Here is a 24,960-nt window from a genome sequence, read left to right as displayed (position 1 = left end):
TACGACACCGATCGATCCCGCGCGGTTGCGCTCAGCCCTCCCGGCGCAGGATCGGGAAGCTCCCCGTCGCCGTCGGTGCGTGCTCCGGCAGCCACAGCACCGCCACCGCCCCGGCCGCCGCGCCGCTGTGCACGAACCCGCCGGGTGCCGCCACGTTGCGGAACGTCAGCCGGGCGCCCAGCACCCGCGCCTGCCCCTCCGCGATGGTCAGCCCCAGCCCGTGCCCGACCCCGGCGCGGTCCGTGGACCCGGTCCGGAAGCGGCTCGGGCCCTCCCGGAGCAGGGCCTCGGGGAAGCCCGGCCCGTGGTCCCGGACCCGTACGACCCGGCCTTCGACATCGACCTGGACCGGCGCCCGCCCGTACCTGGCGGCGTTCGCGAGGAGGTTGCCGAGGATCCGCTCCAGGCGGCGCGGATCGGTGCTGACGATCTCGTCCGCGACGATCCGTACGCTCGCCTCCGGCATCAGCGAGTTCACCCGGCGCTGCACGAACTCGCCCAGCGCCACCTCCTGGAGTTCGGCCCGCTCGGACGCGCTGTCCAGCCGGGCCACCTCCAGCACGTCCTCGACCAGCGCCCGCAGCGCCTGCGCGCGGTCCCGTACGAGCTCGGTCGGCCGGCCCGGAGGCAGCAGTTCCGCCGCCGTGAGCAGGCCCGTCACCGGGGTGCGCAGTTCGTGCGCGATATCGGCGGTCACACGCCGCTCCGCCTCCAGCCGCTGCTGGAGCGCGTCCGCCATGGCGTCGACCGCCCGCGCGAGGTCGTCGGTCTCGTCGCGTACGACGCCCCCGACCGCGTCCCGCACCCGTACCTCGGGATCCCCGTGCGCCACGCGCTGCGCGGCGGCCGCGGCCTTGCGCAGCCGGCGCGAGATCTGGCCGCCGATCAGCACGCCGAGCGCCGACCCGCCGACCACCACGGCGACGGAGCCGACGATCAGCGCCCGGTCCAGGTCGCGCAGCATGTTGGCGCTCTCCCGGAACGGGGTGTGCAGGGAGAGCACCTGCCCGTTGCCGAGCGGCAGGGCGGCCCACACCTCGGGGAGTCCGTGCGGGTTCTCCTGGACGAAGGTGCCGCGCCTGCCGGAATGGGCCTTCTCGCGCAGCTCCCTGGGGAGCTCGGGGTCGTTGAGCTTGGCGCCCATCTGCGGCTTGCGGCCTCCCTCGGCGGTGCGGGAGATGAACTGCACGCGGTCGAGCTGCACCTCACGGGCGCTTTCCAGCATCGAGACGCGGGCAGCGCTGTGCACCACCAGGCTCAGGGCGATGGCGGTCAGCGCGCCCACGGACGCGATGGCGAGCGTGATCTTCCAGCGGATCCCGGTCCGCAGGGTGAACCGCTTCATTCAGATTTCATTCCCGCGTTCGTCATTCCCGCGCTCGTCCCCCGTGCTCGTTCCCCTCAAGGAATCAGGCCTTGAGCTTGTATCCGAATCCCCGGACCGTTTCGATCCGGTCCTGCCCGATCTTGGTGCGCAGCCGCTGGACGTGGACGTCCACGACGCGGGTGTCGCCGCCCCAGTCGTAGTCCCAGACCCGCTCCAGCAGCCGGTCGCGCGAGAGGACGGTGCCGGGAGAGGTGGAGAACTCCAGGAGCAGTCGCATCTCGGTGGGGGTCAGTGCCACCGAGGCGCCCGCCTTGCGCACCTCCATGCCCTCCGTGTCGACCTCCAGGTCACCGAAGGCCAGCACCCCGCGCTCGCCGGAGGCGTCCTCCTCGGAGCCGCCGCCCTGCGGACCGCCGGCGTGGCCGAAGCGGCGGAGCACCGCGCGGATGCGGGCGACGAGGACGGAGCCGTCGAAGGGCTTGGTGACGTAGTCGTCGGCACCCGCCTCCAGGCCCAGCACCACGTCGATGGAGTCGGCGCGCGCCGACAGCATGATGACGGGGACGGTGGACTCGTCGCGGATGCGGCGGCACAGGCTCACCCCGTCCATCCCGGGCACCATCACGTCGAGCAGCGCGATGTCGGGCCGGTCCGCCCGGAAGGACTCCAGGCCGGACAGCCCGTCGGGCATGGCGGTGACCACGAACCCGTCGCGTTCCAGCGCCAGGGTCGTGGCCTCACGGATGACGTCGTCGTCCTCCACGAACAGCACATGGGTCTCGGCCATCGGGAGCCTCGCCTCGCCTCGGTACTCGGTGCTTCGGTGTCTCTTCGGTACTCGGTCGGTGGTTCGTCAGTGCTGCGTCGGTCGCCCGGATGCTCAGCTCTTCGGGCTGACGGCCGGGGCGGGGAGCGTCCCGCCGTCGACCACGTTGCTGTAGTCGGTGTGGACCCGGTCCTGCTCGGTGAACCGCTCCCCGTTCCAGCGGTACGTGATCAGGTCCTCGCCCGAGGGATAGGAGAGCGCGTCGCTCTTCCCGTAGACCGGCTTGGTGACGATCAGGTCGCCCCGGTCGATCTCGGCGTAGACGGGCGGCTGCTCGTCCGAGAAGACATTCTCGTACGAGGCCCCGTCCGCGCGGTACACGAACGAACCGCGGCCCAGCGCGTCGGCGCAGGACAGGACGTTGACCACGATGTCGACCTCCGGGCCGCCGGTGACCTTCCCGTAGCTGACGTCCACCGGGTACTCCTTGCCCGAGCAGGGCTTCAGGTCCCGTTTGATCTCGGCGCTGATCTTGGGGTCCGCCTTGATCAGGGCGATCGGGTCGACCTTGGCGGCCGGTTTTCCGGAGGCCTGCGGGACGACGGGGGCAGCAGTGCCCGCATCGTGTCCGGAGGGCGCGGAGGAGGGGGCTCCGGTCTTGGCCACGGTCTCGGTACGGGCCGGGCCGCCGTCCCGCAGACCCGTGCCCCCCGTCGAGCAGCCGACCGCGAACAGCACGGTGCCGACGAGGACGACCGTCCCCGCCGACATCAGTACCACCGAGCTCTTGCCGCTCAGTCTTGGGCCAATCAGGCCGCGCACCGCTCACGCCCCTCGTACCGGATGGTGTGGTCACCGCGCTCCAGCGCGCGCATGTCCAGGTCCCGGCTCTCCAGTTCCTGCCGGAGCCGTGCCAGTGCGCGGTGCAGAGTGCTCTTCACGGTTCCCGCCGACATGCCGAGCGCCGCGGCCGTCTCCTCGGTGCTCATCTGCTCCCAGTGTCGCAGCACCACCACACTGCGCTGCTTGGGCGCGAGCACCTTGAGGATGTCCATGAGCAGGGCGCGGTCGGCACGCTGGTCCGAACCGTCCTCGACGGAGGCGTCGGGGAGCTGCTCGGTGGGAACCTCTTCGAGCTTGCGGGCCCGCCACCATTCGGTGCGGGTGTTGATCATGACACGGCGCAGGTAGGCGTCGGCAAGGGACTTGTCGGCGATGCCGTCCCAGCGGCCGTAGGTGCGGACGAGCGCGGTCTGCAGGAGGTCCTGTGCGTCGGTCGGGTCCGGAACCAGGCGACGGGCACTGCGCAGCAGCGCGTCCTGCCGGGTGCGTACGTACTCTTCGAATTCGAGTACCTCGCCGTGCGCCATCTCAGACCGCCTCCGTTCCGACCAACCGCTCATCCGCTGCCTTACGGATCCGACGGTACGGAGGCGTTGTCACGGCCCTGTGCGGGTCAGCCTTCGGTGGGCGCACGGACACCCATAGGTTGTGTAACAGCGCCCGTGAGCTGCGGTTTCCCCGGACAAGCGGAATCCCTGAGTCAGCCTCAGGGGGTGTCGGAGGAGGGGGCGGACGAGGAATCGGACGAGGCGTCGGACGAGGTGTCGGGGCCGTCCTTCGCGGGGCCGGCCGGAAGGCGGTACATGAGCCCGGGCAGCGGCTCCACGAGCCCGTCCGAGACCAGCCCGTCCAGCGCGCGGGCCCGCTGTACGGGCTCCTCCCAGACGGTGTCCAGGACGGACTGCGGCACGGCGCCGACCGCCTCCCGCAGCACCGCGAGGAGCCGGCCGCGCACCTGCCGGTCCGTCCCGGCGTACGTCTGCCCGCGCCGCGGCGGTCCCTCGTGGGCGGGCTTCCCGGCCAGCCGCCACGCGCACAGCCCGGCCACCGGGCAGCTCCCGCAGTCCGGGCTCTTGGCCGTGCACACCAGTGCCCCGAGCTCCATGGAGGCCGCGGCCCAGCGGGCCGCGGTGTCCTCGTCCTCGGGCAGCAGGGCCCGCGCCAGACGCCGCTCGGCTGCGGTCGTGGCGTTCGGCGGGTACTCGACCCCGGTCGCGGTGCGCGCGAAGACCCGGCGCACGTTCGTGTCGAGCACCGCGTGCCGCTGCCCGTACGCGAAGGAGGCCACGGCCGCCGCCGTGTACTCGCCGATCCCGGGCAGGGCCAGCAACTGGGCGTGCTCGCGGGGTACGTCGCCCCCGTGACGCTCCGTTATGGCGGTGGCCGCGCCGTGCAGGCGCAGGGCCCGGCGCGGGTAACCGAGACGGCCCCAGGCGCGTACGGCCTCACCCGGGGCGTCGGCGGCGAGGTCGGCGGGCCGGGGCCAGCGGGCGAGCCACTGCTCGTAGACCGGCAGGACCCGGTTGACGGGGGTCTGCTGGAGCATGAACTCGCTGACCATCACCCCCCAGGGGCCGGCCTCGGGGCGGCGCCAGGGCAGGTCGCGGGCGTGTGCTTCGAACCACGCGATGACGGGGGAGTGCAGCGCGGTGGCGGGAATGGTTGCAGTCATGGCAGACGGCATCCTGGCACGTTTCGGGCCCGCGGGGTGTCGTGTCGATCCCCGGCCAGGCGCCGGGGAGGGGCCGCGGCGGGGCCGGGGCGGGTGTCAGCGGGCGGGGTCCGCGCCGGTGATCAGGACGGCCGTGCGGCCGCCGCCGGTCCGCACGGCGGCGACGACCCTGGTCGCGGGGCCGGCGAGCGCGAGGACGGCGAGCGCGGCGAGGCTCGCGCCGAGTAGCAGGCCCATGGCCACGTCGTGCGGGTAGTGGACGCCGACGAAGACGCGGGAGAAGGCCATCAGCAGGGCCAGCGGGAGCGTCAGCAGCACGAGCTTGCGCACGGCGATCGCCAGGGCCACGGCCGCGGCTCCCGCGATGGTGGCGTGGTTGCTGGGGAAGGACCAGTCGCCGGTGGCCGGGCACTTGATCAGCGAGGCCGCCGCCCCGGCCACGGCCCGGCAGGGGCGCTCCTCGTCGACGCTGGACTTCACCAGCTCGGAGGCGACGTAGGCCAGGGCGGTGACGAAGGGGGCGAGCACCGCGAGCGCCACCGTGCGGGGGTCGCGGGCGCCGCGCGCACGCCACCACACGGCTACGAAGAGGGCGCCGAAGACGAGCAGCCCGTACTCGGTCCAGAACTCGAACGCCGATTGCACCCAGGCGGGGGTCGAGTGGGCGAAGTCGGTGACGTCGAGGTAGAGGCCGGAGCTGTCCATGGTGACTGAAGGTACCTAAATCGGAATAACGTCCTCATCAGCCTCCCGGCCGATTTCGAGGACCCCGGATCACCCCGCAGGATGATCATCGGCAAAACAAGCCGCCTGCGCGGCATGTGGGCACTGATCGCGCCCCGAACTCTCGTAAGGTTCCGTCCGTGGGATCTCTGCGCAATCCGGTCGGGCCGCTCCCCTCCTCCATCTACTGGCGACGGAGGGCCGTGCTGGCGTCCGTTGCCGCGCTCCTCGCGATGCTCGCCGTATGGACCGTCAGCTCCGGTGCGGGCAAGTCGAGTACCAACGGCAAGGGCCAGGGCGGCTCCGGTCCCGTCACCCAAATCACCCCGGGACCCTCGGGTTCCGGTCCGGCGATCAGTCAGGCCCCGGGCGGGCGCGGCGAGTCGGGCTCGGGCGCCTCCGGCGGTACGAGCGCCGGCACCGGCACGGGCTCCGGCCCCGGTGCGAGCCCCGGCACGGGCAAGAACGGCGAACCGGGCGCCGAGCCCGGCACCGCCGGCCAGGGCGGGGCGGACGGCTCCGGCGGCACCGGCGCGGGCCAGGTCGTCCCGGCGGACTCGCCGGTGCCCACGTGCGCGCCCGGTGCGCTGCAGTGGGAGGTCAAGAGCGTGAAGAACGAGTACGAGGCGAGCGAGAAGCCGCGCCTCGAACTCCTCGCGCGCAATGTCTCGGGCACGACCTGCAAGGTCGATCTCGGCCCGAAGCAGGCGGTGCTGACGATCACTCAGGCGAGCAACGCGAAGCCGGTCTGGTCCTCGGCGGACTGCCCGGCGGGCGCGGGCAACGTGTTCTACCGGGTGCCTTCGCAGGGCGAGACGAAGCAGGCCCTGGAGTGGGACCGGCACTTCAGCGAGGCGACCCAGTGCGGGTCGCCTCCGGCGGGGGTGGCGGCGGCGGACACGTACGTGGTCGAGGTCAAGTCGCCCGGCATGCCGGTGGCTCGAACCTCGTTCGTCCTGAAGCCGGAGTAACGGGCGCGGCACCGTCGCCGGGGGCTCCGCCCCCGGACCCCCGCGCCTCAAACGCCGGCGGGGCTGGATTTTGGCTGGGGCCGGATTGCCCGCAGGGCGATCTCGGCCGTGCACGTTCAGGCTGACGCCGGCCGAAATCCAGCCCCTCCGGCGTTTGAGGAGCGGGTCCGGGGCGGCGCCCCGGGAGCGGCGCTCAGCCACACCCCGCGGAGCCGGCCCGCAGGCTAGACGTACCGCTCCAGGATGGAGGACTCCGCGAGGCGGGACAGGCCCTCGCGCACGCTCCGCGCACGCGCCTCGCCGACACCGTCGACCGTCTGCAGGTCGTCCACGGAGGCGGCCAGCAGCTTCTGCAGACCGCCGAAGTGTTCCACCAGCCGCTCGATGATCGCCCCCGGCAGCCTCGGCACCTTCGCCAGCAGCCGGTACCCGCGCGGGGACACCGCGGAGTCCAGGGTCTCGGGCGAGCCCGTGTACCCCAGGGCCTTCGCCACGATCGCCAGCTCCAGCAGCTCCGGATGCGTCAGTGCGTCCAGCGCGGGCAGCGCCTCGTCCACCGTGCGGGAACGCTTCGCCGTCGGCTCCGGCACGTAGTCCCGGATGACGAGCTCCCGCTCCTGCTCGATCCCGACCGTCAGCTCGTCGAGCTGGAGCGAGAGCAGCCGGCCGTCCGTGCCGAGCTCCACCACGTACTCCGCGATCTCCGTCGCGATGCGCCGCACCATCTCCAGCCGCTGCGCCACCGCCGTGACGTCGCGGACCGTCACCAGGTCCTCGATCTCCAGCGCGGACAGCGTTCCGGCGACCTCGTCCAGGCGGAGCTTGTACCGCTCCAGCGTGGCCAGCGCCTGGTTCGCCCGCGACAGGATCGCCCCGGACTCCTCCAGCACGCGCCGCTCGCCGTCCACGTACAGCGCGATCAGCCGCATCGACTGCGAGACCGACACCACCGGGAAACCGCACTGCTTCGAGACCCGGTCCGCGGTCCGGTGCCGGGTGCCCGTCTCTTCCGTGTGGATCGACGCGTCGGGCACCAGCTGGACGCCCGCCCGCAGGATCTTGGTGATGTCCTTGTCCAGGATCAGCGCGCCGTCGAGCTTGCACAGCTCGCGCAGCCGGGTCGCCGTGAACTCCACGTCCAGGACGAAACCGCCCGTGCACATGGCCTCGACGGACTTGTCCATGCCGAGGACGATGAGCCCTCCGGTGTTGCCGCGAACGATCCGTTCGAGCCCGTCACGCAGGGGCTGACCAGGTGCGACCGCACTCAGCGAGGCGCGCATCATGGCCTCCTGCTTGGAGCTCGCGCCCGACTTTCCGGATGCTGCTGCCCCGTCCTTGGCTGCCACTGCACTCCTCCGGTCGCGGGATGTACCGCCTGCGTACGGCCGGGCGGACCATCCCGAAGTCTACCGGCGCGGCCCCGGCACCCGCCGTGCCTTGACCCGGCCGGGCCGACGAGCACCCCGTCCGGGCCTGCTGACCTGCGTTTCGGAGCCGCGAACGGCCTGCTGGGCCTAGTCGGCGGCCCGCTCCTTCGCCGGCGTACGCGACCGCCCGCGCGGCAGGGCCCGTAGGGCGTCTCCCATGTCGGCGACCTCGGTCACCTTCATGCCCGCCGGCACCTTCCCCGGGTCCACCGGCACCAGCGCGTGCGTGAAGCCCAGCCGGAACGCCTCCGCGAGCCGCCGCTGTACGCCCGTCACGCGCCGGACCTCGCCCGCGAGGCCGACCTCCCCGATGGCGACCAGGTTCTTCGGGAGCGGTACGTCGCTGGCCGCCGAGGCCAGGGCCAGCGCGACGGCCAGGTCCGCGGCCGGCTCGGTGAGCTTCACCCCGCCCACGGTCGCCGTGTAGATGTCCCGCTTGCCGAGCGCCGTGATCCGCCCGCGCTGCTCCAGCACCGCCAGCATCATCGAGACGCGGGAGGTCTCCAGCCCGGAGGTGGTGCGGCGCGGCGAGGGGATCTGCGAGTCCACCGTCAGCGCCTGCACCTCCGCGACCAGGGGCCGCTTGCCCTCCAGGGTCACCGTCAGGCAGGTGCCGGGGACGGCCTCGGTGCGGCGGGTCAGGAACAGCCCGCTCGGGTCGGCGAGGCCGGTGATGCCCTCGTCGTGCAGTTCGAAGCAGCCGACCTCGTCCGTGGCGCCGTACCGGTTCTTCACCCCGCGCACGAGGCGCAGCCGCGCGTGCCGGTCGCCCTCGAAGCTCAGGACGACGTCCACGAGGTGTTCCAGCAGCCGGGGACCGGCGATCGCCCCGTCCTTGGTGACGTGGCCGACGAGCAGCGTGGACATCCCGCGCTCCTTGGAGGCCCGGATCAGCGCCCCGGCCACCTCCCGGACCTGCGCCATGCCGCCGGGCGCGCCGTCGATCTCGGGGGAGGCGACGGTCTGTACGGAGTCCATGATCAGCAGGGAGGGCTTCACGGCGTCCAGGTGCCCGAGCACGGCCGACAGGTCGGTCTCGGCGGCGAGGTAGAGGTGGTCGCTGAGCGCGCCGATGCGCTCGGCCCGCAGCCGCACCTGGCTCGCCGACTCCTCTCCGGTGACGTAGAGGGTGCGGTGCTGGTCGGAGGCCGCCTTCGCCGCGACGTCGAGCAGCAGCGTCGACTTGCCCACGCCCGGCTCGCCCGCGAGCAGCACGACCGCACCGGGGATGAGCCCGCCGCCCAGCACCCGGTCCAGCTCGTCCACGCCGGTGCTGCGCGCGGTCGCGGTCCGGACGTCGACCTGCCCGATCGGCACGGCGGCCGTGGTGACCCGGCCGGCCGCGGTGGTGCGCACGGCGGGCGCGCCGCCGAGCTCCTCTACGGTGCCCCAGGCCTGGCACTCGGGGCACCGGCCGAGCCACTTGGCGGTGGAGTACCCGCACTCGGTACAGCGGTAGGACGGCCGGTCCTTGGCGGATGAACGAGATGTACGGGCAGCCATGCGGCCCACCGTAGCCGCCGCCACCGACAACCCTTCCCCGACGGCCCCCGGACCGCCCCGGCGTGTACGCCGTGGCGTGCACCGTCAGGGGCCCCGTCAGCGCAACGCCGATCTGTTCACCCGTAAGGACTAAAACTGGTGAAGGCTTCCGGAGCGCCACCGGCGCGCCGCCTACGGTCACCGAGTGACCAGCAGCAACCAGGGACGCCCCGCACCGCGCACCGGCGCACACCGGGCGCACGGGCGCACGCCCCCCGAGGGGACCAGGGTGGAGCAGCCGCCACCGTTCCGGTACGAGCCCTACCTGGACGGGCTGTTCACGTACTGCCTCTCGGTCCTGTGCGACCACGACACCGCCACCGACGTGCTCGGCGACGTCCTCGCCGTCGCCGACCGCCATCCCGGCCGCTGCCCCGACGAGGGGGACCGGCGGGCCTGGCTCTACGCCCTCGCCCGCTGGGCCTGCCTGCGCAGGCTCGCCGAGCGGCGGCGTACGCGCTACGGGTACGGGGGAGCGCATTCCGCCCGGCGTGCACCGGAGCACACGGACGCCGGCCGTGCGCCGGATCCCGCGGCGGCGAGCGCCGACGCGAACGCGGTGGCGAACCTGTCGGGTCCCTCGAGCCCCTCGGGCCACGGCGGTCTCGACGTGTACGCCTACCGCCGCACCGAGCTCGCCCGCCTCGCCTGGCCGGAGGCCGCCGGGACCACCCCCGAGCAGCGCGAGGCACTCGAACTCGCCGTCCGCCACCGCCTCGGCGTCCCCGAACTCGCCGCCGTCCTCGGCACGCCCCCGGCCGCCGCCCGCGAGCTGCTGTCCGGTGCCGCCTGCGAGGTGGAGCGCACCCGAGCCGCCCTGGCCGTCGTGGAAACGGGCAACTGCCCGACCGTGTCCCGGCTCACCGGCGACGACGGGGACGACGGGGACGGAGGAGGAGACGGGAACCTCCTCCTCTCCTCCTCCCTGCGCGCCGAACTCGTCCGCCACGTCGACGACTGCCCGCGCTGCCGACGCGTCGCCGAACGCGTGGGCGCCGGCGGCCCCTGGCCCGGCTCGGGCGGCATCAACACCGCCGCCCTCCCGCTGGTCCCGGCCCCGCGCACCGCCGTGCACGCCGCGATGCTCCGCTCCGGCGGCCGCCGCGGCGCCGGGACCGGCCCGCGCTTCGACCGCACCGGCTTCCCGATGGACCCCAAGGACCGCGCGGCCCGCCGCGACCGCCTGCGTGCCCGCGCCGTGACCACCACGGTCGTCGCCACCGTCGTCGCGGCCCCGGTGCTCGCCCTGTGGGCCGCGTACCGGGGCGCCCCGAGCACCGGGGAACCCGTCGGCAACGGCTCCACGCGCATCTCCGCGAGCGAGGAGCTCCCGCAGGCCCGTACCGACGGCCGCCCGCTGACGGCCTACGAGAACGCGGGCAACGCCGCCGTCGTCACCGACGACTCCGGCTTCGCTCCGTCCGCAGCCACCCCCGACGTCTCCGTCGAGGTCATCAGCAGCGGCAGCGGCGTACCGAGCTCCGCACCGGGCGCCCCGGGCCGGCTCACCGCGGCCGCCTCCACCCACGGGGCGACCACCCTGCTCACCCTCACCGCGTCGGGCGGCGCCCCGGTCGACTGGCGGCTCTGGTCCGACGCCCCGTGGCTGCGCGCCAGTACGACCTCGGGCCGGCTGGCGCCAGGAGAATCGGTCACCCTACGGATCACCGTGGACTCCGAAGCCCAGCCCGTAGGGGCCTGGAGCGCCCGGGTCGGGGTGGACCCGGGCGGCGCGGTGATCTCCATCCGGGGCCGGGGCCGCCCGGCACCCACCCCGCCCGGCCCGGAACCCACGCCGACGCCCACCCCGTCCGAGACGCGGTCGACACCCACCCCGACTCCGACGCCGACCCCCACCCCGGAGCCCACCCCGACTCCGACGCCTACCCCGACGCCGACCCCGAGCCCCTCGGACGGAGCCACGCCGGGGCCGACTCCGACCCCGGAGCCGGCCCCGTAGCCGCTTCTACTTCTGCTTCTACTTCTGCTTCTGCTCGGGATCGGCCGGGTGCGGAGCCATCGGCAGCAGCGAGGAGAGCCGCGCCTCGCAGAGCCGTACGAGCTCCTCGTACCCCTCCTTGCCCATCAGCTCCGTCAGCTCGGCGCGGTACGACACGTACACCGGCTTGCCGGCGCCGTGGGCGGACGTGGCCGAGGTGCACCACCAGTGCAGGTCGTGGCCGCCCGGGCCCCAGCCGCGCCGGTCGTACTCGCCGATCGACACCTGGAGGACCCGGGTGTCGTCGGGCCGGTCGATCCACTCGTAGGTCCGCCGGATGGGGAGCTGCCAGCACACGTCCGGCTTGGTCTCCAGCGGCTCCTGGCCGCCGCGCACCGCCAGGATGTGCAGGGAACAGCCGGCGCCCGCCGGGAAACCGGGCCGGTTCAGGAAGATGCAGGCACCGTCCCAGCGGCGGGTCTGCTTCTCCCCGTCGTCGTCGTGCTGCGTCCACCCGGTCTCGCTGCCGACGTCGTGGAACTGCCACAGCTCCGGCGTCAGCCGCGCCACGTTCTCGGCGACCCGCTTCTCGTCGTCCTCGTCGGAGAAGTGCGCGCCGAGCGTGCAGCAGCCGTCGTCCGCGCGGCCCGCCTGAATGCCCTGGCAGCCGCTGCCGAAGATGCAGGTCCAGCGGGAAGTGAGCCAGGTCAGGTCACAGCGGAAGACCTGCTCCTCGTCGGCGGGGTCGGGGAACTCCACCCAGGCCCGCGGAAAGTCGAGTCCCTTCTCGTCCGCCTCGGCGGCGGCCCCGGCACCCTTGGCGGCCTTGCCGACCTTGGTCTTGGACTTGTTGGCCTTCTTCGTATTTGGCACAAACCCCAGCCTAAGCGCCCCTTACTCCACCCCTACGCCTTTGGACCAGTAGCGTTTCCCCTCATGAGACTCGGTGTCCTTGATGTGGGTTCGAACACGATCCATCTGCTGGTGGTGGATGCGCATCCCGGTGCGCGCCCGCTGCCCGCGCACTCGCACAAGGTGGAGCTGCGGCTGGCGGAGCTGCTCGACGAGCACGGCGCGGTGACGCCGGACGGCGTCGAGCGGCTGGTTTCCGTCATCGGGGACGCGGTGCAGGCCGCCGAGGACAAGGGGTGCGAGGACGTACTCCCCTTCGCGACGAGCGCCGTACGGGAAGCCACGAACGCCGACGAGGTCCTGGCCCGCGTCAAGGCGGAGACGGGCGTGGACCTCCCCGTCCTCAGCGGCGACGACGAGGCCCGCCTGACGTTCCTCGCGGCGCGCCGCTGGTTCGGCTGGTCGGCGGGCAAGCTGCTGCTGCTCGACATCGGCGGGGGCTCGCTGGAGATCGCGTACGGCATCGACGAGGACCCGGACGCGGCCGTCTCGCTCCCCCTGGGCGCGGGCCGCCTGACGGCGGGCTGGCTCCCGGGGGACCCGCCGGACCAGGCGGACGTCCGCGCGCTGCGCCGCCACGTCCGGGCGCAGATCGCCCGGACGGTCGGGGAGTTCAGCCGCTTCGGGGCGCCGGACCGGGTGGTGGCGACCTCGAAGACCTTCAAGCAGCTGGCCCGGATCGCGGGTGCGGCCCGCTCCGCGGACGGCCTCTACATCCAGCGGGACCTGACCCGGAAGTCCCTGGAGGAGTGGGTCCCGAGACTGGCGGCGATGACCACCGCCCAGCGGTCCGCCCTCCCGGGCGTCTCGGAGGGCCGCTCCAACCAGCTCCTGGCCGGAGCGCTGGTGGCGGAGGGAGCGATGGATCTCCTCGGAGTCGACTCCCTGGAAGTCTGCCCCTGGGCCCTCCGAGAAGGCGTCATCCTCCGCCGCCTGGACCACCTCGGAAGGTCCACGCCGGTCGGCGCGTGAGCCACGGCGCGGCGCGGCGTCCCCGGACCCCTGCGCCTCAAACGCCGGCGGGGCTGGGTTGTGGTGGTGTCGGGTGGGCTGCGCGGGGTGGGTCGGTGCCGGGGCCGGGGTGGGGTGTCGGCCTGGACTGCATGATTTAGGCGCCCTGCCCCGGACTCCGACAGGGCGCGGCATGTTCTAGCGCCACAAATCACGCTCTACGTCCAGGCCAACACCCCACCCCGTCCCCGTCCCCGACCCTCGCCGCAACCCTTCGCCCCCGGCCGGGTGATGATCCGGCCCCGCGAGCTTTCCAGCCGGACAATCTCAGCCTCGCCGGCGTTTGAGGCGCGGGGTCTGGGGCGGAGCCCCAGGGGGCCGGGCGGAGCCCGGACTCCCTGCTCAGCGCCCGTCCGGCGTTCGAGGTGGCCCGGGTCTTTTCAGCCGTCCGGCGTTTGAGGACCGGGGTCTGGGGCGGAGCCCCAGGGGGTTCGGGCGTAGCCCGGGGGCCTCTTTTTTTAGCCCGTCCGGCGTTTGAGGACCGGGGCAGGGCTGGCCCTGGGAACGGTGGAAGGGCGGGTAGGGGACTTCGCCCCGCAGGGCCGTCCATCGCAGCCCCGGCCAGCCCCGGCCGGCCAGCCCCAGCCCCGGCCAGGCCAGGCCAAGGCTCTGCAGGGCCCTGTATCCCCAGGGCCCGGTCAGGGCACGGCTCCGTAGGGCGACCCGCACCGTGGCCGGGGCCCGGTCAGGGCAAGGCTGCGTAGGTCCTCCCATCGCGGTGACCCCGATACCCTGTCCCCGTGGCAGAACCAGTCCGGATCCCGACCGCGAAAGTCGCCCTCTCCACCGCCTCCGTCTACCCGGAGTCAACGGCGACCGCCTTCGAGATCGCCGCGCGCCTCGGCTACGACGGCGTCGAGGTCATGGTCTGGACGGACCCGGTCAGCCAGGACATCGAGGCCCTGCGCCGCCTCTCCGACCACCACCAGGTCCCGATCCTGGCGATCCACGCCCCCTGCCTCCTCATCACGCAGCGCGTCTGGTCCACCGACCCGTGGACCAAACTCCAGCGCGCCCAGGCGGCAGCCGAGAAGCTCGGCGCGAGCACGGTCGTCGTGCACCCGCCGTTCCGCTGGCAGCGCCAGTACTCCCGCGACTTCGTGACCGGCATCTGGCGGATGGCTGACGAGACCGACGTCCGCTTCGCCGTCGAGAACATGTACCCCTGGCGCTACCGCGACCGCGAGATGCTCGCCTACGCGCCCGAGTGGGACGTCACCAAGGACGACTACCGCCACTTCACGGTCGACCTCTCGCACACCGCGACCGCCCGTACCGACGCCACCGCGATGATCGACCGGATGGGCGACCGCCTCGCCCACATCCACCTCGCCGACGGAAACGGTTCCGCGAAGGACGAGCACCTCGTCCCCGGCCGCGGTACCCAGCCCTGCGCCGAACTGCTGGAGCGGCTCGCCGCCACCTCCTTCGACGGGCACGTCGTCATCGAGGTCAACACCCGCCGCGCGATGTCCTCCGCCGAGCGCGAGGCCGACCTCGCCGAGGCCCTGGCCTTCACCCGCCTGCACCTCGCGACCGCCCCCGGCCCGGTACCGAGGACCCCGCACCCATGACCGAGCCCCAGCCGGACCCCGCCCCGGCGAAGCCCCGCCGCGGCCCCGGCCGCCCCCGCCAGGACGAGGCCGACGACGGTCCCGGCACCCAGGAGCGCATCCGCCTCGCGGCCCGCGCCGAGTTCGCCGCGCGCGGCTACGACAAGACCTCCGTCCGCGGGATCGCCAAGGCCGCCGGCGTGGACCCGGCCCTGGTGCACCACTACTTCGGCAGCAAGGACGAGCTCTTCGCCACCGCGATCGAGCTCAGCATGGAGCCCGCCCTCGTCCTGCCCGCGATCATCGGCGCGGGCCCCGACGGCATCGGCGAGCGCCTGGCCCGCTACTTCCTCGGCGTCTGGGAGAACCCGGTCACCCGGACCCCGCTGCTCGCGGTGATGCGCTCGGCCCTCACCCACGAGGCCGCCGCGAAGGTGCTCCGCCGGCTGATCCTGCACCGGCTGCTGGAGCGGATCGCGGCCGACCTCAACGTCCCCGACCCGACCTTCCGCGCCGAGCTCGCCGCCTCCCACATGGTCGGCATCGCGATCCTGCGCTACGTCGTCCAGGTCGAGCCCCTCGCATCGGCGGACCCGGAGACGATCATCGATCTGGTGGCTCCCACCCTCCAGCGCTACCTCACCGAGGAATGACGCCACCGTGCCCAATTGCTGAGCCGCCCGTCCCGGGATCCGGACAGCGCGTCCGGATCCCGGGCAGGGGGCGTAGCCTCGTAACCGAGCCATATCCACAGTCGCGGCAGGCGCTCGCGTCACCGCACACATGGGGAGAGATCCGATGCCCGAGCTGAGGTCCCGCACCGTCACCCACGGCCGCAACATGGCAGGCGCACGTGCCCTGATGCGCGCCTCGGGCGTAGCGAGCGCGGACATCGGGAAGCCGATCATCGCGGTCGCCAACTCCTTCACCGAGTTCGTCCCCGGCCACACCCACCTGGCCCCGGTCGGCCGCATCGTCTCCGACGCGATCCTGGCCGCCGGCGCCGTCCCCCGCGAGTTCAACACCATCGCGGTCGACGACGGCATCGCCATGGGCCACGGCGGCATGCTGTACTCCCTGCCCTCCCGCGACCTGATCGCGGACTCGGTCGAGTACATGGTGGAGGCGCACTGCGCCGACGCGCTGATCTGCATCTCCAACTGCGACAAGATCACCCCCGGCATGCTGATGGCCGCCATGCGCCTCAACATCCCGGTCGTCTTCGTCTCCGGCGGCCCGATGGAGGCCGGCCAGGCCACCCTCGTCGACGGCACCGTCCGCAAGCTCGACCTGATCGACGCGATGGTGGACGCCTCGAACGACAGCGTCTCCGACGAGGACGTGCTGCGCATCGAGGAGAACGCCTGTCCGACCTGCGGCAGCTGTTCCGGCATGTTCACCGCCAACTCGATGAACTGCCTCGCCGAGGCCATCGGCCTGGCCCTCCCCGGCAACGGCTCGGTCCTGGCGACGCACACCGCCCGCCGCGCCCTGTACGAGGACGCCGGCCGCACGATCGTCGAGATCACCAAGCGCTACTACGAGCAGGGCGACGAGTCGGTCCTGCCCCGCAACATCGCGACCCGCGAGGCCTTCGAGAACGCCATGGCCCTCGACATCGCCATGGGCGGCTCCACGAACACGATCCTGCACCTCCTCGCCGCCGCGCAGGAAGCCGGTCTGAAGTACGACCTCACGGACATCGACGAGGTCTCCCGCCGGGTCCCGTGCCTCGCCAAGGTCGCGCCGAACGTGGCGCCCGGCGGCACGTACTACATGGAGGACATCCACCGGGCCGGCGGCATCCCCGCCCTCCTCGGCGAGCTGCACCGCGGCGGACTCCTCAACAAGGACGTCAACTCGGTCCACTCCGCCAACCTGGAGGAATGGCTCGCGAAGTGGGACGTCCGCTCCGGCACGGCCCCCGAGGAGGTCGTGGAGCTGTGGCACGCGGGCCCCGGCTGCCAGCGCTCCGCCTCCGCCTTCTCCCAGTCCGAGCGCTGGGACACCCTCGACCTCGACGCCGAGGGCGGCTGCATCCGCTCCGTCCAGCACGCGTACTCCAAGGACGGCGGCCTCGCCGTCCTGCGCGGCAACATCGCGCTCGACGGCTGCGTCGTGAAGACCGCCGGCGTCGACGAGTCGATCTGGACCTTCGAGGGCCCGGCCGTGGTCTGCGAATCGCAGGACGAGGCCGTCGACAAGATCCTCCGCAAGGAGATCAAGGCCGGCGACGTGGTCGTCATCCGCTACGAGGGCCCGCGCGGCGGTCCCGGCATGCAGGAGATGCTCTACCCGACGTCCTTCCTCAAGGGCCGCGGCCTCGGCAAGCTCTGCGCCCTGGTCACGGACGGCCGCTTCTCCGGCGGCACCTCGGGCCTCTCCATCGGCCACGCCTCCCCGGAGGCGGCCGCGGGCGGCTCCATCGCGGTCGTGGAGGACGGCGACCGCATCCGCATCGACATCCCGAACCGCTCCATCGAGCTCCTGGTCGACGAAGCCACGCTGGCCGCCCGCCACGAGGCCCTGGGCGGCGTCTACGCCCCGAAGAACCGCGAGCGCAAGGTCTCCGCGGCCCTGCGCGCCTACGCGGCGATGGCCACCAGCGCCGACAAGGGCGCGGTCCGCGACGTCAGCCTCCTGGAGCGCTGACCCCGGCACCCACGGCGAAGGCCCCGCCCGACATCCGTCGGGCGGGGCCTTCCGCGTTCCCGCGCCCTACGGACCGACCCCGCCCGGCGTCACCACCCCGCGGGATCCCCCGCCACCACGGCGAACACGCTCCCGTCCGGCGCCGAGGCGTACACCCGGCCGTCCCCGACGACGGGCGCGGGCAGACTCGCCGCGAAGGTGTCCTTCCCGGTCCCGATCCGGGGCTTGGTCTGCCCCAGCAACTTCCCCGCACGCGCGTCCACGGCGAGCAGCCGCCCGTCTGACGCGCTCAGGTAGACCCGCCCGTCGGCGAACACGGGCCGGGAGGCCACCGCCACGCCGGTCTCCAGCCGCCACTCCTCCTTGGCCGCGCCGATCGCCGCCAGCGCGCCCGTGGCCCCGAACGCGTACACGACGCCGTCCGGCCCCACCGTCGCCTGGGCGTCGTACAGCGGCGAGGCCAGCCGCACCCGCCGTACGGCACGCGTGGCCAGGTCCACCCGTACGACCGCGTCCGTCCTGGTCCGTACGTCGCTGTCCAGCAGGTAGAGTCCGCCGCCCGCCGTCCCCACGGGATGGAGCATTCCCGGAGACCGGACCTGCCAGCGGGGCACCCCGCTCGCCGGGTCCACCACCGAAAGCCGAGTTGTTCTGCCGTCCTCGTCGGGCGTCGACACGTACAGCGCGGCAGGCTCCCCCGACTCCTCCCGTCCGCTCCACCACTCGGAACCGGCCCCGCCGATCTTCTTGGTCCAGCGCGGAGTGCCGGTCGCGGAATCCAGCGCGGTGACGGTTCCATCCGCTGCCGTGATCAGTACCTGCCCGCCGGCGGGCAGGGCGTGCGCGCCACTCGGCAGGGTCCGCTTCCAGCGCTCCGCGCCCGTCGCCGGATCCAGGGCCCGCAGCAGTTCGCTCCCGCTTCCCGGTGTCACCGCGAGGACCAGCCCACCCCCGTGCATCGGCGCACTGTCGGCCACGGGCCGGGAGTGCGGGACAACCGTCCGTACGGACCACAGCGTCGACCCGTCCCCGGGGCTGAGCCGCATCGCGTCCGACCCGGGCCCCGAGCAGTACAGGGCCGAAGCCTGCCAGGAGCATGCCGCGGCGTATGCGCCCAGCGGCACTGACCAGGGCAGGACCTGCTGCGGTGTGGACACCCCCGGGGCGGCGGCCTGTTTCGGAGGCTTGTCGCCGGGCGCGGACCACAGATAGCCGGCTACGGACCCACCCGCCAGCAGCAGCCCCACCGCCGCCGCGACTGCTCCCCGGGTCCGCCGTCGCCGGCCCGGGGGTGACGGGGCCGGGGCGGCGACCTGCTCCCGCCGGTGCGTGACCTCCTCGTCGGGCACCGGTTGCCGCGGCTGCGGGATGAAGGCCTGCGTGTCCAGATCCGTCGGGTACGCCACCGCCCGCAGCGCCACGATCAGCGCGTCCGCGCTCGGCCGCTCCGCAGGATCCTTGGCCAGGCACTGCGCGACCAGCGGCGCCAGCCGCTCGGGCAGCCCGGTGAGGTCCGGCTCGCTGTGCACCACCTGGTACGCCACCAGGTAGTGGCTGTCGGAGTCGAACGGCCCCCGCCCGGTCGCCGCGTAGACGAGCACCGCCCCCAGGGCGAACACATCGGCCGCGGTCCCGACCTCCCGCGGCCGCTGGAACTGCTCCGGCGCCATGAAGGGCGGGGTTCCGATCAGCTTCCCCGTCTCGGTGCGCAGGTCGCTGTCGGCGGGCCGCGAGATCCCGAAGTCGATGACCCGCACCCCGTCCGGGGCCATCAGCACGTTGCTGGGCTTCAGATCCCGGTGCACGACCCCGGCCCGGTGGATGTCCCGCAGGGCCTCGGCCAGCCCGGCGGCGAGCCGGGTCAGCTCCTTGGGTTCCAGTACGCGGTCCCGTACCCGCTCGGAGAGCGTCGGGGAGTCGATGAACAGCGTGGCCATCCAAGGCCGTTCGGCGTCGGGGTCCGCATCCACGACAGGTGCGGTGAACGCTCCGCTCACCCGCCGCGCGGCCGCGACCTCCTGCCGGAAACGGGCCCGGAACTCCGGGTCCACGGCGTGCTGCGGATGCACGATCTTGACGGCGAGTTTCAGCCCCGACTCGGAGGTGGCCAGGTGGACGACGCCCATGCCGCCGGAACCGAGCACGGACTCGAGCCGGTACTGCCCGGCGTACTCCGGAAAACCCGCGTAGTCCGCCCGCACTGAACGCACCGCTCACCACCCCCGCCGGAGCCTAGTCGATGGCCCGTGCGATTCTCCAAGGTCTTGCTACCCTGCGCGGGTTGCGCACGGCAACATCCAAGGGGGGAGTTTCCACATGTCCGTTGAGAGCGATTCAAGCCAAGTGCAGAGCCTCGAGTCGGGGTCGGGTTTCCCGACGTTCCCGGTCGCGCCCGGCTACCGCGTGAACGTCCGCCGCGGTCCCGGCACCAACTACTCGGTCAGCCGGGTCCTGCCGCTCGGCGCCTACGTCTCGATCCGCTGCCAGACCGAGGGCACGAACGTCTCGGGCCCGTACGGCACGTCGAACATCTGGGACTGCGTCGGCAACGGCGAGTTCGTCGCCGACGCCTACGTGAAGACCGGCAGCGACGGCTACGTCGCCACCCACTGCGCCTGACGTCCATCCGGTCCATCCCACGGCCCGCCCCGTGAGACACCCCGGGCCGACGCCGCCCGGCGGGGGATAATCGCTGGTGTGAGCGACGACCAGCGAGACCAGACCCCCGCCGAGCCGGCCGCCGAGGCCCAGCCGCAGCCCGCCGTGCCCGTCGGCCCCGAGCCCGAGCCGATCCGGTTCTTCGGTACCACCTGGGTGAACCACGACGGCGGCTACGGCGCGCGCCGCGTCGGCGTGGCCGCCGGTGCGCTGGTCCTCGCCGTCATCAGCGCCTTCCTGCTGCGCTTCTCCTACGAGGGCCTGGAGATCGGCAACGTCGGCGCCTTCCTCAGCATCTCGGTCGTCATCCTCTTCGCGATCGCCAGCTCCATCGCCTTCGTCAAGACCTGGGAATCCTTCAGCCGCCGGCAGCCCCCGTCCTCCGACGAGACCGCGCTCAAGGGCCTGAAGGCGATCGGTTTCATCGGCAGCCTCATCGCGTACTTCCTGCGCTGCTTCGTCGAGGCCCCCGGCGAGAAGCTGCGCCGCACCGAGTACGAGCGCGCCTCGGCCGAGTTCACCCGGCGGCGCAGCTCCCGTACGGGCAACCCGGCCGCCCGCCGCCCCAAGCGCAAGAAGTAGCCCCGGCACCGCCCCAGCCTTGCGCCGGGGCACCGCCAGGAGCATTATTCATCACATGATGAATAACCAAGCGGCCGCCGCCGTCCACGCCGACGGCCTCACCGTCCGCCGCGGCACCGGCCGCAACCCCCGCACCGTCCTCGACGGCCTCTCCTTCGACGTCCCCCGCGGCCGCATCACCGGCCTCCTCGGCCCCTCCGGCTGCGGAAAGTCCACCCTGATGCGCGCCGTCGTCGGCACCCAGGCCCACGTCACCGGCACCCTCGACGTCCTCGGCCACCCCGCCGGCCACCCCGGACTCCGCTCCCGCATCGGCTACGTCACCCAGGCGCCCTCCGTCTACGACGACCTCACCGTCCGGCAGAACCTCGACTACTTCGCCGCGATCCTCGACCCCGGCCGCGCCGCCGCCGAGCGCCGCCGCGAGACCGTCACCCGGGCCATCGCCGACGTCGACCTCACCACCCACACCACCGCCCTCGCCGGAAACCTCTCCGGCGGCCAGCGCAGCAGGGTCTCCCTCGCGGTCGCCCTCCTCGGCAGCCCCGAGCTCCTCGTCCTCGACGAGCCGACCGTCGGCCTGGACCCGGTGCTGCGCCGCGACCTGTGGAACCTCTTCCACGACCTCGCCGCCACCCGGGGCGCCACCCTCCTCGTCTCCTCCCACGTCATGGACGAAGCCGAGCGCTGCCACGACCTCCTCCTCATGCGCGAGGGCCGCCTCCTCGCGCAGGACACCCCCGAGGCACTGCGCACCCGTACCCACGCGGACACCGTCGAAGAGGGCTTCCTCCGCCTCGTCGACGCCGCGAACGCCGAAGCCGACGCCAACGCCGAAGCCACCCCCGCAGCCCCCCACGGGAGCACCCGATGAGCACCGCCCGCACCCTCGCCACCGCCGCCCGCGTCCTGCGCCAGCTCCGCCACGACCCGCGCTCCATCGCGCTGATGCTGCTGGTCCCTGTACTGATGCTGGTCCTGCTCCGCTACGTCTTCGACGGCAGCCCGCGGACCTTCGACGGCATCGGCGCGTCCCTCCTCGGGATCTTCCCCCTCATCACGATGTTCCTGATCACCTCCATCGCGACCCTGCGCGAGCGCACCTCCGGCACCCTCGAACGCCTCCTCGCCATGCCGCTCGGCAAGGGCGACCTCATCGCCGGCTACGCCCTCGCCTTCGGCGCCATGGCGGTCGTCCAGTCCCTGCTCGCCACCGGCGTCGCCCTCTGGGTCCTCGGCCTCGACGTCGTCGGCTCCCCGTGGCTGCTCCTGCTCGTCGCCCTCCTCGACGCCCTGCTCGGCACCGCACTCGGCCTCTTCGTCTCCGCCTTCGCGGCGTCCGAGTTCCAGGCCGTCCAGTTCATGCCGGCGGTGATCTTCCCGCAGCTCCTGCTGTGCGGCCTCTTCGCCGCCCGCGACACCATGCAGCCCGTCCTGGAAGCGATCTCGAACGTCCTGCCCATGTCCTACGCCGTCGACGGCATGAACCAGGTCCTCACCCACACCGACATGACCGCCGACTTCGTCCGCGACGCCGGCATCGTCGCCGGATGCGCCCTCCTGGTCCTCGCCCTCGGCGCCGCGACCCTCCGCCGCCGCACACCCTGACCGGAACCCCCTGACCGCACTGCGGACAGCCCGCCCCGGTTCCCGGCACGGGTGCAAGGATGAGGACGCAGACGCAAACCATGCACGCGTGCAGGAACAGTTCCGCGAGGTGAATCGGGCATGACCCAGACAGTCGCAGTCCTCGGTACCGGCAAGATCGGCGAGGCCCTGCTCAGCGGGATGATCCGCGGCGGCTGGCCCGCCTCCAAGCTCCTCGTCACCGCCCGCCGCCCGGAACGCGCCGAGGAGCTCCGCACCCGCTACGGCGTCGAGGCCGTCACCAACGCCGAGGCCGCCAAGCGCGCCGACACGCTGATCCTCACCGTGAAGCCGCAGGACATGGGCAAGCTCCTCGAAGAGCTCGCCCCGCACGTCCCCGCGGACCGGCTGGTCATCAGCGGCGCGGCCGGCATCCCGACCTCCTTCTTCGAGGAGCGCCTGGCCCAGGGCACCCCCGTCGTCCGCGTCATGACGAACACCCCGGCCCTCGTCGACGAGGCCATGTCCGTCATCTCGGCCGGCAGCCACGCCACCGCCGCGCACCTCGCGCACACCGAGGAGATCTTCGGCGGCGTCGGCAAGACCCTCCGCGTCCCGGAATCCCAGCAGGACGCGGCCACCGCCCTCTCCGGCTCCGGCCCCGCCTACTTCTACTACCTCGTCGAGGCCATGACCGACGCCGGCATCCTCCTCGGACTGCCCCGCGCCCAGGCCCACGACCTCATCGTCCAGGCCGCCGTCGGCGCCGCCGTCATGCTCCGCGACAGCGGCGAACACCCGGTCAAGCTCCGCGAAGCCGTCACCTCCCCGGCGGGCACCACCATCAACGCGATCGTGGAGCTGGAGAAGCACGGCGTACGGGCAGCCCTGATCGCCGCCCTCGAAGCGGCCCGCGACCGCAGCCGCGAACTCGCCTCCGGCAACAGCTGACACCCGCCGTCCGTTACGGGGCTGCGCGCGCAGCCCCGTAACGACGATGACCAGCCCACCTCCCCTCAGGGCTCCAGCAGCCCGATGGCCCGGTACGCCTCATCGACGACGGGCCGCGCGATCGCCCGCGCCCGCCCGGCCCCCGCACGCAGCACCGCCTCCACCGTGCCCGGATCGGCCGCCAGCTCCGCGTGCCGTACGCGGACCGGCCGCAGCAGCTCCACGACGGCGTCGGCCACGTCCCGCTTGAGCGCCCCGTACCCGGTGTACCCGTCGGCGAGCGCGGCCGGATCGCCCCCGGTGCAGGCGGCGAGGATGTCCAGCAGGTTCGCCACCCCCGGCCGCTCCGCCCGGTCGTAGACGACCCCACCGTCCCCGGTGTCGGTGACGGCCCGCATGACCTTCTTCCGCACCGCCTCGGGCTCGTCGAGGATGAACACCACCCCGGGCCCGGTGTCCCCCGACTTCCCCATCTTCGAGGTCGGGTCCTGCAGGTCCATGACCCGCGCCGCCACCACCGGATGCGTGGCCTTGGGCACGGTGAAGGTGTACCCGTACCGCTGGTTGAACCGCACCGCCAGGTCCCGGGTCAGCTCGACGTGCTGGCGCTGGTCCTCCCCGACGGGCACCTCCCCGGTCCGGTACGCCAGGATGTCGGCGGCCATCAGCACGGGATAGGTGAGCAGCGACAGCCGCACCCCTTCCCCCGAGGCCTGCGCCTTCGCCGTCTTCTCCTTGTACTGCACCATCCGCCGCAGCTCCCCGTCCGAAGCGGTGCACTCCAGCAGGTACGAGAGCCGGGCGTGCTCGTCCACGTGGCTCTGCACGAACAACGTGCACTTCTCGGGAGTCAGCCCGGCGGCGAGCAACAGCGTCGCCGCCTGCCGACTGAGCCGGCGCACCCGGGCCGGATCGTGCTCGACGGTCAGGGCGTGCAGATCGACCACGCAGAACAGCGCCTCGTCGGGCTCCTGCTCGGCGGCGACCCACTGCCGTACGGCTCCCAGGTAGTTCCCCAGCGTCAGATGCCCCGTCGGCTTGACCCCGCTGAAGATCCTCGTCATGTCCCTGCTCCCTGCTCGTGTCGGTGTGGGCGTCGACGCCACCGCGTCGGGCGACCGAGCCACTCCCGGGAGGGGAGAAACAGAAACGGCCGCCGTGATCGGCGGCCGTCGAGCGCGTGCGTGCTCGCGTGGATGGTCGGCCGCCGTCAGGCGGCCCACCAGCGAAGGTCGAGCGTGAGCGCACGCGTAGTCATGGGGGAGAGGCTAGACCCTGAGGGGTGAGGACGGCGTCAGGTTTGTGCGCTCGGTGGGGCGGGTCAGCCTGGGGTTGACACACCCGTGCCGGATCCGTAAGGTTCTTCGAGTTGTCCGAAGTGAGCGCCGACCCCGGTCGGTCCCCGGACAGCCATCCCGCACTACACATTCGAACGAACGACTCACTTTGTCGTCCCGTTTTCATGCGTATTTGCGAATGAGGAATCCGCGTCCACGGACGCAGCCGCCGATTAGGTTCGGGGGCAAGGAATCCGCTACTGTCTCACTCGTCGCAAGGGCCCAACAACCCCAACGACAAAACCCGTTGACTGGGAGTCAGGCCCGAAAGGATCTGATAGAGTCGAACTCGCCGGAAAGGGAAAACGCGAAAGCGGATGACCTGGAAGGCGGAAAACAAGCGAGACGGACTCTGATAGAGTCTGAAACGCAAGAACAGAACAGAACGAAAGCCCGGAGGAAAGCCCGAGAGGGTGAGTACAAAGGAAGCGTCCGTTCCTTGAGAACTCAACAGCGTGCCAAAAATCAACGCCAAAAAGTTGATACCCCGTCCACCTCGGTGGA

Annotated in this window: 22 protein-coding genes; 11 read left to right on the top strand and 11 right to left on the bottom strand. The window is 72.5% G+C overall.

Features of this window, described 5'->3' with window-relative positions:
• Positions 1-31: 31 nt before the first annotated feature.
• The 6 genes from cseC to ACFRU2_RS22370 form a co-directional block, all read right to left on the bottom strand.
• Positions 32-1,345 carry a two-component system sensor histidine kinase CseC gene (cseC, locus tag ACFRU2_RS22395; protein WP_382974699.1) on the bottom strand — a complete coding sequence of 438 codons (1,314 nt, stop codon included), beginning with the start codon at positions 1,343-1,345 and terminating at the stop codon, positions 32-34.
• 64 nt (positions 1,346-1,409) lie between these two features.
• Positions 1,410-2,114, bottom strand: coding sequence for a two-component system response regulator CseB (gene cseB / locus ACFRU2_RS22390; RefSeq protein ID WP_375953924.1), 705 nt, complete (start codon positions 2,112-2,114; stop codon positions 1,410-1,412).
• 93 nt (positions 2,115-2,207) lie between these two features.
• Positions 2,208-2,864 carry a hypothetical protein gene (locus ACFRU2_RS22385; RefSeq protein ID WP_382975184.1) on the bottom strand — a complete coding sequence of 219 codons (657 nt, stop codon included), beginning with the start codon at positions 2,862-2,864 and terminating at the stop codon, positions 2,208-2,210.
• 38 nt (positions 2,865-2,902) lie between these two features.
• Positions 2,903-3,463: a SigE family RNA polymerase sigma factor gene (locus tag ACFRU2_RS22380; RefSeq protein WP_069920779.1), complete on the bottom strand. Its 561-nt coding sequence runs from the start codon at positions 3,461-3,463 to the stop codon at positions 2,903-2,905.
• 179 nt (positions 3,464-3,642) lie between these two features.
• A complete protein-coding gene (locus ACFRU2_RS22375) occupies positions 3,643-4,608 on the bottom strand; it encodes an A/G-specific adenine glycosylase (protein WP_382974696.1) in 966 nt (321 codons plus the stop codon).
• Between the two features lie 96 nt (positions 4,609-4,704).
• On the bottom strand, positions 4,705-5,313 hold the full coding sequence (locus ACFRU2_RS22370) for a phosphatase PAP2 family protein (RefSeq protein ID WP_382974693.1): 609 nt from the start codon (positions 5,311-5,313) through the stop codon (positions 4,705-4,707).
• 158 nt (positions 5,314-5,471) lie between these two features.
• Here ACFRU2_RS22370 and ACFRU2_RS22365 point away from each other — a divergent pair, with 158 nt between their 5' ends.
• On the top strand, positions 5,472-6,302 hold the full coding sequence (locus tag ACFRU2_RS22365) for a hypothetical protein (protein ID WP_382974691.1): 831 nt from the start codon (positions 5,472-5,474) through the stop codon (positions 6,300-6,302).
• 224 nt (positions 6,303-6,526) lie between these two features.
• Here the strand turns inward: ACFRU2_RS22365 and disA are convergent, their stop codons facing one another.
• On the bottom strand, positions 6,527-7,651 hold the full coding sequence (gene disA / locus ACFRU2_RS22360; RefSeq protein ID WP_243339766.1) for a DNA integrity scanning diadenylate cyclase DisA: 1,125 nt from the start codon (positions 7,649-7,651) through the stop codon (positions 6,527-6,529).
• Positions 7,652-7,819: 168 nt separating this feature from the next.
• Entirely contained in the window at positions 7,820-9,235 is a 1,416-nt protein-coding gene (gene radA, locus ACFRU2_RS22355) for a DNA repair protein RadA (protein ID WP_382974687.1), read from the bottom strand.
• Between the two features lie 184 nt (positions 9,236-9,419).
• Here radA and ACFRU2_RS22350 point away from each other — a divergent pair, with 184 nt between their 5' ends.
• Positions 9,420-11,234: a hypothetical protein gene (locus ACFRU2_RS22350; protein WP_382974684.1), complete on the top strand. Its 1,815-nt coding sequence runs from the start codon at positions 9,420-9,422 to the stop codon at positions 11,232-11,234.
• An 18-nt stretch (positions 11,235-11,252) separates the two neighbouring features.
• Here the strand turns inward: ACFRU2_RS22350 and ACFRU2_RS22345 are convergent, their stop codons facing one another.
• Complete coding sequence (locus ACFRU2_RS22345; protein ID WP_382974683.1) at positions 11,253-12,086, bottom strand: hypothetical protein; 834 nt, start codon at positions 12,084-12,086, stop codon at positions 11,253-11,255.
• Positions 12,087-12,149: 63 nt separating this feature from the next.
• Here ACFRU2_RS22345 and ACFRU2_RS22340 point away from each other — a divergent pair, with 63 nt between their 5' ends.
• The 4 genes from ACFRU2_RS22340 (at position 12,150) to ilvD (ending at position 17,341) form a co-directional block, all read left to right on the top strand.
• Positions 12,150-13,097, top strand: coding sequence for a Ppx/GppA family phosphatase (locus tag ACFRU2_RS22340; RefSeq protein WP_382974680.1), 948 nt, complete (start codon positions 12,150-12,152; stop codon positions 13,095-13,097).
• Positions 13,098-13,876: 779 nt separating this feature from the next.
• On the top strand, positions 13,877-14,710 hold the full coding sequence (locus ACFRU2_RS22335; protein ID WP_382974677.1) for a sugar phosphate isomerase/epimerase family protein: 834 nt from the start codon (positions 13,877-13,879) through the stop codon (positions 14,708-14,710).
• Positions 14,707-15,342 carry a TetR family transcriptional regulator gene (locus tag ACFRU2_RS22330; protein ID WP_382974674.1) on the top strand — a complete coding sequence of 212 codons (636 nt, stop codon included), beginning with the start codon at positions 14,707-14,709 and terminating at the stop codon, positions 15,340-15,342. Before ACFRU2_RS22335 ends, ACFRU2_RS22330 begins: the two co-directional genes overlap by 4 nt.
• A 145-nt stretch (positions 15,343-15,487) precedes the next feature.
• On the top strand, positions 15,488-17,341 hold the full coding sequence (ilvD, locus tag ACFRU2_RS22325) for a dihydroxy-acid dehydratase (RefSeq protein ID WP_382974671.1): 1,854 nt from the start codon (positions 15,488-15,490) through the stop codon (positions 17,339-17,341).
• An 89-nt stretch (positions 17,342-17,430) separates the two neighbouring features.
• Here ilvD and ACFRU2_RS22320 read toward each other — a convergent pair whose 3' ends face one another.
• Positions 17,431-19,551 carry a serine/threonine-protein kinase gene (locus ACFRU2_RS22320; protein ID WP_382974669.1) on the bottom strand — a complete coding sequence of 707 codons (2,121 nt, stop codon included), beginning with the start codon at positions 19,549-19,551 and terminating at the stop codon, positions 17,431-17,433.
• Positions 19,552-19,657: 106 nt separating this feature from the next.
• Between ACFRU2_RS22320 and ACFRU2_RS22315 the strand changes: the two genes are divergently transcribed.
• From ACFRU2_RS22315 to proC, 5 genes are all read left to right on the top strand, one after another.
• Entirely contained in the window at positions 19,658-19,960 is a 303-nt protein-coding gene (locus ACFRU2_RS22315; RefSeq protein WP_382974667.1) for a peptidase, read from the top strand.
• Between the two features lie 78 nt (positions 19,961-20,038).
• A complete protein-coding gene (locus ACFRU2_RS22310) occupies positions 20,039-20,581 on the top strand; it encodes a hypothetical protein (protein WP_382974664.1) in 543 nt (180 codons plus the stop codon).
• 55 nt (positions 20,582-20,636) lie between these two features.
• Positions 20,637-21,455 carry an ABC transporter ATP-binding protein gene (locus ACFRU2_RS22305; protein WP_382974662.1) on the top strand — a complete coding sequence of 273 codons (819 nt, stop codon included), beginning with the start codon at positions 20,637-20,639 and terminating at the stop codon, positions 21,453-21,455.
• Positions 21,452-22,189 carry an ABC transporter permease gene (locus tag ACFRU2_RS22300; protein ID WP_382974659.1) on the top strand — a complete coding sequence of 246 codons (738 nt, stop codon included), beginning with the start codon at positions 21,452-21,454 and terminating at the stop codon, positions 22,187-22,189. The genes ACFRU2_RS22305 and ACFRU2_RS22300 overlap by 4 nt, the downstream gene beginning before the upstream one ends.
• Positions 22,190-22,309: 120 nt before the next feature.
• Positions 22,310-23,119, top strand: a complete 810-nt coding sequence (proC, locus tag ACFRU2_RS22295; protein WP_266956141.1) for a pyrroline-5-carboxylate reductase — start codon at positions 22,310-22,312, stop codon at positions 23,117-23,119.
• A gap of 65 nt (positions 23,120-23,184) precedes the next feature.
• On the opposite strand, the gene trpS is transcribed toward proC, so the two are convergent.
• Positions 23,185-24,183 carry a tryptophan--tRNA ligase gene (gene trpS, locus ACFRU2_RS22290; RefSeq protein WP_382974655.1) on the bottom strand — a complete coding sequence of 333 codons (999 nt, stop codon included), beginning with the start codon at positions 24,181-24,183 and terminating at the stop codon, positions 23,185-23,187.
• Positions 24,184-24,960: the final 777 nt, after the last annotated feature.

It is taken from the genome of Streptomyces sp. NPDC056883 (genome assembly GCF_042788835.1).
Classification (GTDB): domain Bacteria; phylum Actinomycetota; class Actinomycetes; order Streptomycetales; family Streptomycetaceae; genus Streptomyces; species Streptomyces stoeckheimensis.
This window is presented reverse-complemented; position numbering and strand designations above follow the sequence as displayed.

What these genes read in the sequence shown, in the direction of transcription:
- ACFRU2_RS22305 (WP_382974662.1), top strand. Translation starts at nt 20,637, where the DNA reads ATGATGAATAACCAAGCGGCCGCCGCCGTCCACGCCGACGGCCTCACC.
- trpS (WP_382974655.1), bottom strand. Translation starts at nt 24,183, where the DNA reads ATGACGAGGATCTTCAGCGGGGTCAAGCCGACGGGGCATCTGACGCTG.
- radA (WP_382974687.1), bottom strand. Translation starts at nt 9,235, where the DNA reads ATGGCTGCCCGTACATCTCGTTCATCCGCCAAGGACCGGCCGTCCTAC.
- ilvD (WP_382974671.1), top strand. Translation starts at nt 15,488, where the DNA reads ATGCCCGAGCTGAGGTCCCGCACCGTCACCCACGGCCGCAACATGGCA.
- ACFRU2_RS22380 (WP_069920779.1), bottom strand. Translation starts at nt 3,463, where the DNA reads ATGGCGCACGGCGAGGTACTCGAATTCGAAGAGTACGTACGCACCCGG.
- ACFRU2_RS22340 (WP_382974680.1), top strand. Translation starts at nt 12,150, where the DNA reads ATGAGACTCGGTGTCCTTGATGTGGGTTCGAACACGATCCATCTGCTG.
- cseC (WP_382974699.1), bottom strand. Translation starts at nt 1,345, where the DNA reads ATGAAGCGGTTCACCCTGCGGACCGGGATCCGCTGGAAGATCACGCTC.
- ACFRU2_RS22300 (WP_382974659.1), top strand. Translation starts at nt 21,452, where the DNA reads ATGAGCACCGCCCGCACCCTCGCCACCGCCGCCCGCGTCCTGCGCCAG.
- ACFRU2_RS22330 (WP_382974674.1), top strand. Translation starts at nt 14,707, where the DNA reads ATGACCGAGCCCCAGCCGGACCCCGCCCCGGCGAAGCCCCGCCGCGGC.
- ACFRU2_RS22370 (WP_382974693.1), bottom strand. Translation starts at nt 5,313, where the DNA reads ATGGACAGCTCCGGCCTCTACCTCGACGTCACCGACTTCGCCCACTCG.
- ACFRU2_RS22315 (WP_382974667.1), top strand. Translation starts at nt 19,658, where the DNA reads ATGTCCGTTGAGAGCGATTCAAGCCAAGTGCAGAGCCTCGAGTCGGGG.
- proC (WP_266956141.1), top strand. Translation starts at nt 22,310, where the DNA reads ATGACCCAGACAGTCGCAGTCCTCGGTACCGGCAAGATCGGCGAGGCC.
- cseB (WP_375953924.1), bottom strand. Translation starts at nt 2,114, where the DNA reads ATGGCCGAGACCCATGTGCTGTTCGTGGAGGACGACGACGTCATCCGT.
- ACFRU2_RS22385 (WP_382975184.1), bottom strand. Translation starts at nt 2,864, where the DNA reads ATGTCGGCGGGGACGGTCGTCCTCGTCGGCACCGTGCTGTTCGCGGTC.
- ACFRU2_RS22375 (WP_382974696.1), bottom strand. Translation starts at nt 4,608, where the DNA reads ATGACTGCAACCATTCCCGCCACCGCGCTGCACTCCCCCGTCATCGCG.